Origin of the sequence: Pseudoalteromonas sp. R86517 (genome assembly GCF_042466295.1) — a bacterium.
Taxonomy (GTDB): domain Bacteria; phylum Pseudomonadota; class Gammaproteobacteria; order Enterobacterales; family Alteromonadaceae; genus Pseudoalteromonas; species Pseudoalteromonas atlantica.
This window is the reverse complement of the sequence record NZ_JAXHCB010000001.1, coordinates 2,004,266-2,019,710: the sequence shown is the minus strand read 5'-3', so window position 1 is coordinate 2,019,710 and position 15,445 is coordinate 2,004,266. Positions and strand designations below refer to the sequence as shown.

The 15,445-nt window shown below is 40.1% G+C and carries 15 protein-coding genes; 8 read left to right on the top strand and 7 right to left on the bottom strand.

The annotated features are described in order from the left end of the window. Positions 1-253 precede the first annotated feature (253 nt). From SJY38_RS09080 to SJY38_RS09060, 5 genes are all read right to left on the bottom strand, one after another. Entirely contained in the window at positions 254-985 is a 732-nt protein-coding gene (locus SJY38_RS09080; RefSeq protein WP_286744508.1) for a mechanosensitive ion channel family protein, read from the bottom strand. 169 nt (positions 986-1,154) lie between these two features. Beyond that, on the bottom strand, positions 1,155-1,556 hold the full coding sequence (locus tag SJY38_RS09075; RefSeq protein ID WP_286744510.1) for a DUF6691 family protein: 402 nt from the start codon (positions 1,554-1,556) through the stop codon (positions 1,155-1,157). Between the two features lie 4 nt (positions 1,557-1,560). After that, complete coding sequence (locus SJY38_RS09070) at positions 1,561-1,974, bottom strand: YeeE/YedE family protein (protein ID WP_054982225.1); 414 nt, start codon at positions 1,972-1,974, stop codon at positions 1,561-1,563. 1 nt (position 1,975) lies between these two features. Continuing rightward, complete coding sequence (locus SJY38_RS09065; protein ID WP_286744515.1) at positions 1,976-3,235, bottom strand: OmpP1/FadL family transporter; 1,260 nt, start codon at positions 3,233-3,235, stop codon at positions 1,976-1,978. A 221-nt stretch (positions 3,236-3,456) separates the two neighbouring features. Beyond that, a complete protein-coding gene (locus tag SJY38_RS09060) occupies positions 3,457-4,881 on the bottom strand; it encodes a sugar porter family MFS transporter (protein ID WP_377109644.1) in 1,425 nt (474 codons plus the stop codon). 442 nt (positions 4,882-5,323) lie between these two features. Between SJY38_RS09060 and SJY38_RS09055 the strand changes: the two genes are divergently transcribed. The 3 genes from SJY38_RS09055 (at position 5,324) to SJY38_RS09045 (ending at position 7,579) form a co-directional block, all read left to right on the top strand. Further along, the gene (locus SJY38_RS09055; RefSeq protein WP_273607707.1) at positions 5,324-6,076 is read left to right on the top strand and encodes a hypothetical protein; all 753 of its coding nucleotides are present in this window, start codon (positions 5,324-5,326) and stop codon (positions 6,074-6,076) included. Positions 6,077-6,387: 311 nt separating this feature from the next. After that, complete coding sequence (locus SJY38_RS09050; RefSeq protein WP_273607708.1) at positions 6,388-7,080, top strand: hypothetical protein; 693 nt, start codon at positions 6,388-6,390, stop codon at positions 7,078-7,080. A 79-nt stretch (positions 7,081-7,159) separates the two neighbouring features. Continuing rightward, entirely contained in the window at positions 7,160-7,579 is a 420-nt protein-coding gene (locus SJY38_RS09045; RefSeq protein ID WP_248462470.1) for an N-acetyltransferase, read from the top strand. A 293-nt stretch (positions 7,580-7,872) separates the two neighbouring features. Here the strand turns inward: SJY38_RS09045 and SJY38_RS09040 are convergent, their stop codons facing one another. Continuing rightward, positions 7,873-8,367 (bottom strand): dual specificity protein phosphatase family protein, encoded by a 495-nt coding sequence (locus tag SJY38_RS09040; RefSeq protein ID WP_377109643.1) that lies wholly within the window; start codon positions 8,365-8,367, stop codon positions 7,873-7,875. Between the two features lie 89 nt (positions 8,368-8,456). Here SJY38_RS09040 and SJY38_RS09035 point away from each other — a divergent pair, with 89 nt between their 5' ends. The 3 genes from SJY38_RS09035 (at position 8,457) to SJY38_RS09025 (ending at position 12,739) form a co-directional block, all read left to right on the top strand. Further along, entirely contained in the window at positions 8,457-10,694 is a 2,238-nt protein-coding gene (locus SJY38_RS09035) for an exonuclease domain-containing protein (protein ID WP_377109642.1), read from the top strand. 135 nt (positions 10,695-10,829) lie between these two features. Further along, positions 10,830-11,723 (top strand): hypothetical protein, encoded by an 894-nt coding sequence (locus tag SJY38_RS09030; protein WP_377109641.1) that lies wholly within the window; start codon positions 10,830-10,832, stop codon positions 11,721-11,723. 62 nt (positions 11,724-11,785) lie between these two features. Further along, the gene (locus SJY38_RS09025) at positions 11,786-12,739 is read left to right on the top strand and encodes a hypothetical protein (protein WP_377109640.1); all 954 of its coding nucleotides are present in this window, start codon (positions 11,786-11,788) and stop codon (positions 12,737-12,739) included. Here SJY38_RS09025 and SJY38_RS09020 read toward each other — a convergent pair. Next, positions 12,723-14,069, bottom strand: coding sequence for a S8 family serine peptidase (locus SJY38_RS09020; RefSeq protein ID WP_377109639.1), 1,347 nt, complete (start codon positions 14,067-14,069; stop codon positions 12,723-12,725). The genes SJY38_RS09025 and SJY38_RS09020 overlap by 17 nt on opposite strands. Positions 14,070-14,208: 139 nt before the next feature. Between SJY38_RS09020 and SJY38_RS09015 the strand changes: the two genes are divergently transcribed. Continuing rightward, the gene (locus SJY38_RS09015; RefSeq protein ID WP_377109638.1) at positions 14,209-14,700 is read left to right on the top strand and encodes an RNA polymerase sigma factor; all 492 of its coding nucleotides are present in this window, start codon (positions 14,209-14,211) and stop codon (positions 14,698-14,700) included. Beyond that, entirely contained in the window at positions 14,697-15,437 is a 741-nt protein-coding gene (locus SJY38_RS09010) for an anti-sigma factor family protein (RefSeq protein WP_377109637.1), read from the top strand. Before SJY38_RS09015 ends, SJY38_RS09010 begins: the two co-directional genes overlap by 4 nt. Positions 15,438-15,445: the final 8 nt, after the last annotated feature.

The following is a 15,445-nucleotide window of genomic DNA, read 5'->3' as shown; positions in this document are numbered from 1 at the left end:
TTAAATCGCGGCGCGAGGTTTGTAACCTAGTGGGCTAAGTAAAAACCGAGCAAAGCTTCCGCGTCCTGCTCACGCCCCTTACCTACATCCATGTAGGCAACAAATAGTTTATCGCCCCTAGGCAGAACCCTAAGGGCAGCGCATGTTTGGCATTTATGCTGCGTTATCGCCTATTTATGGGGAATAACCACACTTCATAGGCTCTGCCTTGCCTAAAAACCAAACACGCTGCTGCAAATTCAAACATCAAAGATCAACACGCCCTACTAATATGCGATTTAGAAAGCTGACTATTAGGAATAATAATCATATTATTTGGCAGCATTTTAACCCACGTAGAGCGCCAACCAATTTTCTCTACAAAGCCTTGCTCCTTTGACTCAAGCTCAATAAAATCCCCCACCCGTATGGGTTTATCTATAACAAGTTGTACGCCCGAAAAAAAGTTTTCAAGGGTGGGCTGCAGGGCAAGTGCCACCGCTAATGACGTAATACCTAACGAGGCAATTATAGGCGTAATAGAAATACCCAAGGTGCCTAACAGCACTAAAGCCCCGACCGATAAAACGCTTACCCTAATAATGCCTTTAATAATACTTTGCGAATTAAAAATTACCGCCGACTCTTTGCTGTAGTAATTAATGGTGCCCACAAAAAAGCGGTCAAAAAATAAAATAATAGCCACTAAGCCCAAAATAATATTAATGGTCGAAAACGAAATATAGCTCGCAACCGGCTCGCCTTGTATTAACAACCCTTGCTCTATAATGGTGAGTAGCACAATAATTGTGCAAAGGGTAAGCGGTTTAGAGATAGAGGCGATAAGTAAGCTATCGAATATAAATTTAGTATGAGAGGTCCACTTTTTAAGCCAGTACATTATAAAAAAGCGGATGCAAAACAAAGCTATAGTTATGGAAACTAAACAAATAGCAATAACTACCCAAGGTTGCTCTGTTAGGTTGTAAAAAGTAGTAGCAGACATTACTTACCTCTCTTTTATAAACTTAAAAGAGTAAGCAGCAAGTTATGTACCTATATGAATAGTTAGCCAAGGCAAGGAAAGAGGGGCTATTTAAATAGGGTTAGACTGGCAAGCTAATACCTGCCAGTTTTAATGAAGGACTAAGGCCGTATATCTTCCGAGGTTAAATTTATACTTTTTTAGCTATCCACATACCGCCAAGTACGGCTGCAAAAAATAACCAAAATTCCATTTTAAGTGAAGTAAGTTGCACAAGGCCAGGGCCTGGGCATATGCCGCTTAATCCCCAGCCTAAACCAAACAGTACAGAGCCAGTGATTAGCCGAGGGCTAATGTTTTTAACATCACTTAAAGTAAACGTTTCACCAAGCAGTGGTCTATCTTTTTTGGCAACCCAAAACCACGCCAGCATCATTATTCCCATAGCTACAGCCATTACAATAATTAAACTGCCATCCCATTGGTTTTGAAAATTTAAAAAGTTAAGTACTTTGTCGGGGTTTGTCATACCACTAATGATAAGCCCTAAACCAAATATAAATCCTAAAATAACATGAATTACTGCTGTCATTTTTTTACCCTACGAGGTTTGCTGTTATTATAGCCACGGCCATAAATGTACATGTTGAAACCCACGAACGGGTAGAAAAACGCGACATACCACATACGCCATGGCCACTTGTACAGCCATTAGCTAATGAGGTGCCCATACCGACAAGTAGCCCAGCTACAACTATAAGCACAGGCGATAAGCTCAGCTCACCTTCTAATAAAGACGGCGCAAATATACGCACCGCAATACCGGCTAATAATAGCCCTACAATAAAGTATAATTTCCAACGCGACTCAGCCGTTTGCTTATTAAAAACAGATTTAACAATGCCTGATATACCGGCTATTTTTCCGTATAAAACCAGTAATAGTGCGCACGCTATTCCTATTAAAGCACCCCCTATAGCTGCCGCTATTGGCGTAAACTCTGTAACCATTTTATATTCCCCAAACAACCGACACACCTAGGCCTGATTGCTCCATTTCAATTGATATTTGTTGGTTTGGCGCTAAGTAGTTAGCACCCGATACTTTTTTAGCTGGCGAGTAAAAAGCCATTGCATTTAATTGTACCGTGTTACTAATAGAATGGCTAAAACCCGTAGTAAAATGCCATTCTTGCACACCTGGCGCTAAAATATTAAGTAAAACGTTTGATGAAGGAATAGGTTGCTCTGTATACGAAATACCAAAGCGAATTTTTTGTTTTGCTGTACGCTGCCACTGATAGCCAAGTTTATAAATGGTCATATCGTCCCAACCAAAACCTGCGCCTGCATCGGCACCTAGTGGAGCCGACATTAAATTATCAATCGGGTTAGCAATGCTGTTTACTTCACTGTAATTTATTTTTTGCCAATCAAATACAAGCTGGTTGTTTGGCGTAATTTTATAAGCTGCGCCAATTTGAAGCGAACTAGGTAAATCAAATCCACCTTGCTCTGCAAACAAACCTTTATAGCTATCAAACTCTTGCATAGATACTGATGAGCGGTAACTTGCTCCCCAGCTTAATGACGAGTTTATATCTTGGCTAATACCTAATTGAATACCTAAGCCTGTGCTGGTGTCGGTACCATTATTTGTAAGGGCTTCGGGCGATTGCGAAAAAGGCGCAAAGTTTCCAAGGCCTGTAGCTTTAAACTGCTGCACTGCATAAATTGGTGATACACCAAGGCGTATTTGCTCGTTAAGTTTGTAGCTTATTGTTGGGCTAATAAACATTTGCTTTAAATCAACACCCGTAGTGCCAGCATAAAATGTGCCTTCAGGCTCTGAATCGGCGCTGTAGTCGGTGTTCATACCGCCATTACCGTAAACTAATAAGCCAATACTTACTTTGTCATTAAGCTGGTGGCCAATAGCAAACTCAGGAATAGCAAATAAAGTGTTATCACTTTTTTGGGTTTTTGCTTGCAGGTAAAATGCGTCAGGGTAAAAGGTATCTACATCAGATGCTGAGTATTTTCGATCAGGCGAAAAAAGCTCCAAGCCCACAGATAATTGCGTGCCATTAGCTAAAAAGGTAGCAGGGTTATTAGCGCCAGACATTAACTCTTCAGATAGCGCAACACCCGCACCCGCCATGCCTTTGTGGGTCATGCCATAACCATGAGTAAAATATCCATTGGTAGCAAATGCGTTAAACGAACCTAAAGTAAGGGTTAGGGCCAAACCAGATACTAACTTATTTTTCATTTTGATAGACATACGTAGTGGGAAAACGCGGACAATAGCTAATTTTCTATATTCAAAAAAGGAATTTAAATCGATTACTTATAGTAAAAAGGAATACTGAACGCGATTGATAAGCCACTGTTTAGCGCAGTAATTATTAGATGGTTTAATACTGCTATTGAATCAATCATTTACCTAAAAAGCACAAAGCGGTGAAAAGGGTTCACCGCTTTCAGGGCTAATTACATAGACTCAAGTGTTTTACCACGGGTTTCTGTAATGTATTTGGCCACAAAAAATATGCTAATAAGTGCAGATAAAGCATAAAATCCGTACGCTCCGGCAAGGCCTATGTTAGCCAGCATAATAGGGAAGGTCATGGTAATGGCAAAGTTAGCAATCCACTGTGCGCTTGCAGCAACAGCAAGCGCTGCCCCACGAATACGGTTATTAAACATTTCGCCTAATAACACCCACACAACGGGGCCCCAACTTAAACCAAAAAATACCACAAATAAGTTAGCCATAATAAGCGCAAACGTACCCATGTTATCGCTAAGTACAAGCTTGCCTGCTTCATCAAGGCCTGCGCTGCCAAATATATAAGTAAGCGCGCTTAAGCTGATAAACATACCAATACTGCCTACTAATAGCAGTGGCTTACGGCCAATTTTGTCAACAAGGGCAATAGCAATAAAGGTCGATACAATATTAGTCGTACCCGCTAATACATTTATAAATAACGATTGCGACTCATCAAACCCAGCAGCTTGCCAAAGCTCAGAGCCGTAATAAAACACCACGTTAATACCTACAAATTGCTGAAACACACTCAGCGCAACACCCGCCCATACAATCGGGTGTACTTTTTTACTGCCATCAATAAATAAATCGCGAATACTCGGCTTTTTATCGCTGCGTAAGGAGCTTTGAACATCGCTTATTTGCTCAGCAACGTTGTCGTTCGAAATTTTACTAAATACTGTTTTTGCATCGTCTACTTTACCTTGCGCCACTAAATAACGAGGCGACTCAGGAATAAACAACACACCCACTAAAAACAGTATTGCAGGCACAAGCTCAGCCCAAAACATCCAACGCCAAGCGGCTATATCAAGCATTAAAATATTTTGCGCACTACCTGCTGCATCAGCAATTAAATAGTTACTTAAAAATGCAGCAAATAAACCCAATACAATAGCGAGTTGTTGTAATGTAGCTAAACGACCACGAAGGGCAGGTGGAGCAACTTCTGCAATATAAGCCGGCGCTAATACCGATGCAGCACCAATACCTAAGCCACCAAATAAGCGGTAAAAAATAAACTCGGCCGAGCTTTCGCTAATGCCCGAACCAAACGCACTAATGGCAAAAATAATCGCGGTGATGATCATAATTGCACGCCGGCCAAACTTATCAGCCAGCGGCCCCGCAGCAAGTGCACCTAAGGCACACCCAAGTAATACAGACGATACGTTAAAGCCCGTAGCCACACTGCTTGAGTTAAAAGCATTACCGAGTGCCGACACTGTGCCGTTAATAACACCCGAGTCAAAACCAAATAAAAAGCCACCAATAGCAGCCACTGCAGAGATAAAAATTACGTAAAAAAGAGAGGTGTTTTCAGCTGTGTTGGCTGAGTGGGAAGGCGGTGTGTGCGTTGTCATTATATGCCCTGAAAGTTAATTTAAATTTAAAGGAGCATAATATCGTAAAGCGTTATGGCTGAATACATTTGTGCAGATATAACGATTTAGTGGGTTTAAATTGAGCTGTATTTTAAAGGTTTTAGCTTAGAGGAATTAGTCTAAAGGCGTTAGATTAAGTACTTTTAACTTAAGTACCGTTTTTGAATAGCGCAGACTGAATCTCAATAAACAATGTGCTTTATATGGGAAGTAGCTGTTGAATCAATATTACTGTTCTCACCCATTTTGGTGTTTTTTGCAATTGCGTAGCCTGTTCTGAAGTTAGGTAATTGTTTACAGGTGGTTATTTGGTGGTTAAAGTGAATGCATTATAAAATAGGGACATCTGTCGTTTATAAAGCGATAATTGTTGCAGAGTAAGTTGTTATAACTCTTTAATAATCAAAATAAGGCATTCCAAGTGCAAGATAGAAGTAGCTACGATTATATATTAATTGGAATAATAATTAGAGCCATGCAGGCAAGAGATCATACATTTGAATTCGTTTCGAGGGGTATAAAAGATCTTGAACGTATATTAACGGAAGTTAACTTAGAAGTAAGTATAGCTATGACACAGTCCGCTTCATTTCTTGACTTAATTGAACATATCTATGAAAGAGAAAACGAGACACCTAATGAAAAAATTGATACAGATACTATCGAGAAAATAATTAACGAGTTTTCTGGCTTAGAAAAAGTAGTATTCGCTGAATCGAGTACTAAAAAAACCTACACGATTCCTTCTAGGCGCTATAATACTGAGTTTCTTTTAAATAAACCAGATAAGTTGTTTAAAAATGGTCACTTTGAAAAATTAAGTGAGTTAGCAAAACAAGACATATCGTCATCGTCACGTTGTATTTTATTTGGCGAGGCAACTGCTTCTGCATTTCATATTTTACGAGCAACTGAAGATGTTCTAAAAAATTATTATTTTTATCATAGAAGACAAAAAAGACTACCAAAGCCAATGTGGGCTAATATGCTTGAACAGCTAAAAGCAAAGAAAAATAATAAGCCACCTAAAAATTTATTGGATTCACTTGATATGATTCGAGCTAACTACCGAAATCCAACTCAGCATCCGGAAGCTACTTATAATATTGATACCGCACAAGATTTATTCGGTGTATGTTTGGATGTAATTGGTAAGATGGCGGAAGAGTTATAACAAAGCAATCTAGGTGATGCGTTCCACTCAGCGGCTTTAGCATGTAGTTTGGTGCGCTTTGTTGGTTCAGAGGATAACATCTTATTGCGGGCGCTATGTGCCTCATTTTATGTGAAAATTTATTCGTGGTCTTTGGTTTATTACTCGTTGCGAAATAAGTTCCATTAAGAAGTTGGATATGGCAAGACTTTAGATACTAAGGTTAATGGTGCTTTTTTTAATAAAGAGTTTGGAGCATGGAATAAAATAGACATCCATCATAAATTTGTACGTGTTCCCCCTTATTTAAAAGTTATATTCACTAGGTGGTTATGGAGATATTGTTGTACATATTAGGGGCATTTGTAGCCTATTTAATCTTACTCCGTTTCATTTCTCATGAAAGAAAGTTGAAGAAGCGTTTCAATAAACCAAAGACTAAGTATTCTGCTCTTACTGACTCTGATGATGTTCATATTTCTGGCCGTACAAAGTTAATAGCATCATTAAATACACCTATATTAGGTTCAAAGTGTTGTTACTTTAAAACAACTGTTTTTGAAGTTAACAGATATGGAGAAGGCGATATAATAAAGAAGGATTCTGACTGGTCTGAGCTAAAGTCAGAAGTAGGCTCCAGCGATTTTATTTTGGAAGTTAACTTACAGCCCGTTTTAATCCTAACAGCTTCATCTGAGGCTCTAGTTAAGACAAATATTGATACGCATAGTGAACAACTATTAGATACTTCAGAATTCGAGAATTATTGGCTAAACATAAAAGCTATGCTCGAACGCGACGGGGTGAGAGTTTGTAACGTCTACGACAAGTTTGGCAAACGAGTCAAAGAGTCATTCGTTGGCAATGACGAGCCTTTATCTGTTGTAGGAAAGGGGTCTTGGAGACCTGTAATCGATTTTCCCGAGATTCAAAATATTATAGAAAGTGAACAAATTTACGTTGTCAGAGGTTCAGAAAAAAAGCCACTAGTATTTACAAACTCGAATTCGTTACTTTGGGGTTAAGTATAATTCAACGTGAACATAATAAATTAAAGTAGTTACTTAGTTTATAGAGTATTAATTCTTTTAGGAGACTCGATGGATGCTAGAGATTGTTGCTACTGAAGACCTAAAGACTGCCGCACAGTTTACGTTTAACAATATGAAACCCTATTACGAAATGTATGCGGTAGATTGGGATGTAGAAGACGTTTATCAAGCTACCAAAAACCTTAAAAATTTTGATATTTTGTGTAAGGAGCAACACATAGGTGTCGTGCGCTTATCGTTTGATGAAGGGCGTTGTCAACTTCGCGATATTCAGATTGCAGCTACTTATCAAAACAAAGGTTATGGTGCTCACGTTATTGCTAAAGTAGTTGATATAGCTCGACAACACAGCGTCAAATTCATAGACCTCAAAGTATTTCAGCGTAGCCCAGCATTTAAGTTATATAGCCGTATTGGATTTGCAGTCGATAGAAAAGATGATCGTTTCTACTACATGAGCTTGCGAGTCTAATAGCAACAGTATTAAGAGGCGTAAAGTACTTGGTTTCACTACTCTTTAGCTAACTTTAGTCAAGTCCGACTGTATTGCCTTATGCAGGCATTAGTTTTTAGGAGAGCGAGGTGTTCTTAATTGCTGTGTGGTTTGCTCAAAAATTTAAAAGTACATTTAGGCCTGCAGGTTTTGGCTCATTCCTATTTGGTGGTTTTATGGTTTACATAATTACGATTAGTTACCGCTAATAAGTGGCTAAGCTTACCAAGGGTAACTAAGAATGAGCGTTAACATATTCCCCCGTTTCTCCCTCACACCTCAAAGTTATTAAAGTATTCTTTTTGCAATTCTATAGTGAGTGCTTTAGGGCGAATACCTTGTACTAAGCTATATACCTCTTCTTTTGTGTAACCTGCCGAATTTAAAATAAGCGCAGCAACCAACCCTGTGCGGCCAGTGCCGCCTTTGCAATGTATGGCAATGGTTTGTTTTTGCTGTATGGCTTGTAGTATATCTGTTTTGTGGGTGTTCCAGCTTGATGTAAAAGGCTGTTTGGGTGCTTCGTCGTCATTTATTGGTAAATGAAACCAGGTTATATCGTGCTTTTTGCACTCATTATTAATTGTTTGTACGTTGTTTTTTTCAAGCTCCTTTTGCGGCATAAGCGATAACAGCATGTGAGTGCCAGCGGCTTTTAATGTAGCGATTGAATCCGCTAGGTTTTGCGTTTTTGTACCAGGGCAAGGCGTAAAAATAATATTTGCGCCGTTATTGAGTGATAAAACATCGTATGGGTGCGCGCTCATGGTAAGTCCTTTATTTTTAATAAATTTACTTTTATACGCTCACTATAGCGTGTTTTAGTTACAAGTTTAAGATTGAATAAAAAGCACAAATGCTAGATACTGTTTTTATATACAGTCTTGGCGATGTTATGAAAAAAGAATTACCAGCAAAATACTATTTAGCGCATTTTAGAGAGCTTATTGAGTTTGTAACAAGTAAATGTATGCACTTACTTGAGCCTAAACATAGTGAATTTATTAGTAAAATTAACCAGCTAGATGAGCAAAGCCAATGCATGTTGGCGCGTGTGTATTCGCGCAAGCCTTATTTAGTGCAGGCGCAATCGCTTAATTATGAAGAAATAACTTCGCCGCATCAGGCTATTTATACGCTAAAAACAGCGGGTATTTTATATGAGCCAAACGCACAGCATTACAAGCAGCTTATTGCGCATTTAACCAAGCCCATGTTGGTGGAGTTACTCAGTAATTACAGTGAGCAATTAAACTTTAAGAAAAGCGCAGCTAAAGGGGAGTTGGTCACTATTGCGTGTCATTTTTTTAGTGATCGCGCAGATGATTTAGCCCCTTTATATAGCCAATATGTGATAAATAACCGTGAAGATTATTACGAGTATTTTGAGTTTTTATTTGCAGGGCGCTTAAGTAGTGGCGATGTAAACCATCAAAACCGCTTTGTTATGCGCGATTTAGGGTTAACCGCTACCCGCGAAGGGCACAGCGAGAGCTTGTCACGCTTTAATACACTCGCTGAGGCGCAATCTAATTACGTTTTAAATCGTTACCGTTTAGCGTTTAAAAACATCGGCAAAACAGCCGGTAATACAAAAGATGAAACCTTTGATGACAAAACCCCTTACACCGAGCTTGCGCATTTAGTATTGGCGCAACCGGCGCATGGCGCACAAGCGCACGACATTAAAAACAAACTGCTGGTTAGGCTGTACAAACAACTTAAAAATACCGATAGCGAAATTGCTTTTAGCTTACTTGAAGGCTGCACCGATTACGCCGAAGCACAAGAAATTCAAATAAGAGAGCAATACCGCCTAGGTAATAAAGAGTGGGTAAAAGCGCAGCTAGAGCAAATTATAGAAAACCCACTCACCGACGATTTACTGTACTTTGCTGATGACTTTTTGATGCGAAAGTTTAATAAACAAACGCGTTCGCGCTTAAGCACTATGCTGGCCGACACCCAATGTGTGCTTGAAATTGACGAAATTTACCGAGGCGATGTAGAGCAAGGCGTAAATGAGCATTACAGTGCAAAAGGGTTAACGGTTTTTAATACCGAAAATACCTTATGGCTAAGCTTGTTTGGCTTGGTATTTTGGCACGAGTTATTTATTGAATCGCCATACCCGCCATGTAATGAATTTGATATTTACCCGCAAGTTTTACAGCTTGGTAATTTTTATGAAGCGCAAAGCACGCAAATTGACGCACGTTTAAAAAGCTGTAGCACTAATCAGGCGCTGCTTAATTTGGTATGTAAACATGCCGCGCAGTATTTTGAGCAGCCCAATGGTTTATTTAGATGGCGCAGCAATTTATTAGAGCCACTAGAGGCACTTATTTTAAACAGCCCGCTTGAAGCGTTAATTGCGCACTTAACGGCTATGAGCAAACACTATTTACAGCTAAAAGACGGCTACCCCGACTTAATGGTTATTAATAATAGTCAAGTACATTTTGAAGAGGTAAAAGCCCCAGGCGATAAGCTTAGGCGCAACCAACTTACCACTATTGATAATTTAAAAAATGTAGGCTTTACAGTACATATTGCTGCAGTTAGGTGGTTTGTAGACCCTAACCGTATTTACAGCGTGGTTGATATAGAAACCACGGGTGGCTTAAAAGGCGGTAACCGCATTACCGAAATTGGCATTGTTAAAGTGCAGCACGGTAAAGTAATTGATACCTGGACGACTCTTATTAATCCGCAGCGCCATATCCCAAGCTTTATTACTAAATTGACCGGCATAAGCGATGGCATGGTTTACAACGCGCCTGTATTTGCCGATATAGCACAGCCACTACTAGATAAACTTGCAGGCAGTATTTTTGTAGCCCATAACGTAAACTTTGATTACGGTTTTATTAAAAAGGAATGCGAGGTTGCAGGGCATTTTTTTAAAATGCCAAAAATGTGCACCGTGGTTGAATCGCGCAGAGCGTTTAAAGGCTTAAAGTCGTATTCGCTTGGTAACCTTAGCGCGCATTTTAATTTAAATTTAACCAGCCATCACCGCGCATTGGCCGATGCTACCGCCACTGCCGAGCTGTTACTGCTGATCCAAAACGGCGAAATGCTTACGCAGTAAACGAGTAATTTATATTTAAGAGTATGAAACTTAAATAATTAAGTAACGTTATTATAATTTTTAATTATTTTTGGAATAAAGTGTTTTTGTAAATCGTCTTCTTTATGTCAATCCGACAAACTAGAGGACAAAACAATGACTAAATTAAATAAAATTGTAAGCGTAATGATGTTAAGCGGTGTGTGTACTTTTACAGGTGCAGTGCATGCCGCTGATATTGAACTATCTCAGTCAACGTCGGCGCAGCAACAAACATCTACATCTATTGCGCTTTCACAAAATGGTTTAACAGCCAGTGGTAGCAACGAGTCAAACGTATCTAACGATACACAAGTAACGGCTGATGATTCGCAAAACACAGATTCAACGGCGAATAATACGCAAACTCCAGCGCAAGAAAGCAGTGAGGCCGCAGAGCCTGCAAATACATTAGTTGCATCTGCCAGCTCATCTTTAAATAATGCATTAAATGCATCGGCCTCGTCTTTAAATGCCACAGGCAATTCCACAAGCAATACCACAGCCAATACAGCGCTTGATACAACAACGCAGTTAACCTCATCGGCGGGTAATTTAACAACCGCTGTGAGCCAGTCGTCATTACTTTCTGTTACCTCTGAGCAAGGCACTCAGCCAGACTCTACCGATACACCAGCCGATGCCTCTTTACTTTCAAATGTGGGCAGCGCTACCGATTCAGTTACACAAGCTGATGCAACTAATGCAACTAATGCCGGTGAGCTTACAAACCAATTAGCAATTACTAATACGGCTGCAAACTCAGTGAGTTCTGCACTGCAAATGGGTGATGCAATTAATACCAGTAATGAAGTAGTAAGCAGTGTTCAGCAATCTTTAATTGCCAGTGTGCAAGACAGTACGGTTAGTAGTTTACAAAGCACGGTACAGCAAAGTGTTAGCGGGCAGGTGAGTGCAGCGGTTACTGATCAAATTAGTAACGATGTAGCACTTAGCACCGCAAGTGAAGTAGTAACCAACATTACTAACGATTTAGACCTAGGCCTTTAATACGCCAAGTGCTTGCACAAATGCCGAATGGGGAAACCTATTCGGCCTGTTGGAGAATAAATATGAAAGCAGTTATAACCGCCACATTGTGTGTTTTTAGTGCTCAAGCGGTGCTTGCACAAACTAACCACATTAAAACAGCTGAGCAAAATAAGCCCTTTAAAAGTAGCTTTGAAGTAAATGCAGATGCAGAAGTTGGGGTATTAAGTAACTCGGCGCTCTCTGTTCAAGAGCTTGACGATATTTCGTCGCAAAACGACAGCGGCATAAAAACCGCAGCCGGTGTTAATGCAAAATGGCAAGTAACCAAAAGCGCTAAATTAACCTCAAGCTATAAGTTTGAACAACAAGACTACGATGAATTTGATCAATACGATTTAGACCTGCATCAATACGGTTTAGATGGCAGCTACAGCTTTAATAGCCATGAGGTAGGGGTTCGTTACGATGGTGCAAAAGCAAATGTAGATGGCGATACATTTTTACATTTTAATCAAGCCAGCGCCTACTATGGCCATTTTTTAAACCCGCATACGTATTTGCGTATGAGTGTAAAAACCAAAGCTAAACGTTTTGCTACTGCAAAAGCACGTAATGCCGACGGCGTAGGCGGCGATGTAGCGCTTTATCATTTTATAAATAATGGGCAAACCATGCTAATGGCAGCGCTAAGTGCTGATAAAGAAAATGCCGACGACAACCAATACGACTTTAACGGCTACGGTTTTACTACTAAAGTTACGCACAAATTTACGGCCTTTAATTTAGCGAATAAAGTGGGCGCAGGCTGGCGTTATCAAAATAAAGATTACGATGAGCAAACAACGGATGATTTTTTTGAGCAAATACCGTCGCGAGATGAGCACAGAAATGTAGTTAATGCGTTTTATAACCTAGCTTTATTTGAGCACGTAACACTCATAGCCGAGGCTGAATATGGCGATTATCAATCAAAGCTTAGAAGCAATACCTATACGCAATCGGTTTTATCGGCGTCAGTTAAAGTGCATTTTTAGGTGGGTAAATGGCACCATAACCAAAGGTGGTGTCTTTGCCATGCTCGCCTAAATCGACGGCAAGCGATGTAAGCTCGTTAAGAGCTTTGGTTTTATTATTACCATGCTTTAACAATAAACAACTTAATGCCGCGCTTACATGCGGCGCAGCCATTGACGTACCCGACTCCCTACCAAATTTTCCACTGCCTTGGCTTGTAACAACATTTACACCAAGAGCTGCAAAGTCTATGTAATCGCCTTTATTTGACCATCTATAAATTTGGTTTTGTGAATCAATAGCACTTACCGCTATCACGCTTTTATACGCACCTGGGTATAACGGCTGCGACGCCGGCCCTTGGTTACCTGCAGCAGCTACAATTAACACGTTTTGTTTTATTGCTGCAGTAATACTTGCTTCTAAAACTGCGTTATTTGGCCCTGTTAGGCTCATATTTATTACGGGTATTTTATTACTGACTAGCCAGTTAAGTGCTTCTACTATGGCAAATAATGTAGCCCCTTGAGCATATTCAGATTGCCTATAAAACACCTCGGCACTGTAAAGCATGGCACTGCCTAAAAGCGGGTTAAGTTTTGCGCCTTTACCTGTAATTAGCCCTGCAATGGCGGTGCCGTGTAAATTTGGCGAGCTTAACCCTTGTGGTAAAAAGCTTTGCGTAGTGATATTTGCACCTTCAAAAGCACTGTGTTTGGTATTAATGGCGCTGTCGATCATGCCAATTTTTACGCTTTGTGTGCAGTAGGGGGCAATAGAGTTATTTGGTGTTACTTTTGCGGTAGGCTCGCCAGTTTGCGCTTGGTATATGTGGTTTCGGTCAAGTATTGCAGACTCATCTATGTTAAGCGCTTTTAATAACTCACTTTTAAAATTAACACCTTGGGGGGCGTTAAAGCGTACTAAGCTCATGTTAAGTGCGTTGTAATTTTTTACCGATACAATGGTTACATTTTGCTGCTTTAGGGTATTAAGTTGTTGGCTATTTGCCATTAATAACCATTGGCGCTCTATTGCTCTAAAGCCGTTTTCTAGCTCTACTTCAACAAATGCGGTGTTTTGGCTATTTATATTAATGTTAAGCACATTGGGTAAGCTGCTAATTGGCTCACTAATTTGCGCTTTTAGTTCATCAATCGAAACTTGTGGTACAGGCACCGGAAGCGGCAGGCGTTGTGCGCGCTCTATAGTTTGCTCAATACGCTGCTCTATTGGGTTTAGCTGCCCAAGCACTTGATCGACTCTCACTATATTGGCTGAGCTCGTTGCGCTAAATATGCAAAGCGAAGTGGCTATTATGTGTTTAACGCGTGTGTTTTTAATATTCATAGTGGGTTACTTCTATTAAATTTATCATGCTTGTAGTTAACGTTTAACACATAGAAATATTTCATTATTCAAATTATTTTGATTATTTGGGAATAAATGTTTTTTTGAATCGTCTTCTTTATAAAAGGGGTAAAAATCAATGAACGAAACATTAAAAACCTTATTGCCCATGCTTAGGCGTTTTGCCTATTCGCTAACGGGTAGTAAAGCAGATGCAGACGATGTAGTGCAAATAACAATTGAAAAACTATTAGTAAAAGGCATTCCGGATGACGTTGAGCCTGCTAAATGGGCGTTTAAAATTTGCCGCAATGTGTGGATAGACGAATACCGCTCACGCAAGGTAAGGCAAAATACGGCCCAGGCCGATGTTTTTCCAGAGCCAATTACAAGTAATGAGCACCAAACACTCGAAAACAAACAAATGCTTAAAAATGTAAATACAGCACTTGGGCAATTACCCGAAGAGCAACGTGCCATAGTATCGTTGGTGGCAGTGCAGGGCATGGCCTATAAAGAAGTAGCACATACACTCGATATACCTATAGGCAGTGTAATGAGTAAATTATCGCGAGCACGCAGTACACTTTATAACTTAATAAAACCCGACTTTAAAAAGGAGCAAGTATGAACATTAACGACGAAACACTTAGCGCCTTTTTAGACTCAGAGCTAAGCGAGCACGAAATGGAGCAAGTGCGCAAAGCCCTTGAAACCGATGATGAACTAGTAATGCGACTTGCAGAGCTAAGCGAAGTAGACATGCGAGTAAAAGAGCACGCAACAAGTATTGATGACGCACCCCTTAGTGACTCATTAGCTAAAACGGTGGCAAAGCTTGATACAGCAACGACAAAAAACACGTTAAATAGCAATGTAGTAACGTTAACGCCTTGGCAAAGGGTTAAGCAGTCGGCTAATAAAAGCTTAGCAATAGCTGCAAGCGTTGCCGTGGTATTTGGTATTGTAATGACTAGTTATTTACAACCCAATGAGTCGCAAAATTTAGTAGCCAGTAACATAGCCTCTGCCCTTGATACACAGCTAAGTAGTGGTGAGTATAAGCAAAGTGATGGCTCAGTATTTAGCGCGCAGCTTAGCTTTAAAAATCAGCAAGGTGAGCTTTGTAGGCAGTATGCGCTAAGCTCAAACAATACCACGCAAACAAGCATTGCTTGTAAAGCGCAAAGCGGTTGGCAAATTAAAGCGCAAACAGCCGCGCAGCAAAGTGATAATGGCGCGCAATATCAAACGGCGTCTAATAACAGTGAGTTAGATGCTGTTATAGATAGCATGATCAGCGGCGCACCACTAGATAGAGCGCAAGAGCAGCAAGCAATTAGTGCAAAGTGGCAGTTAAACCAATAATAGTTTTT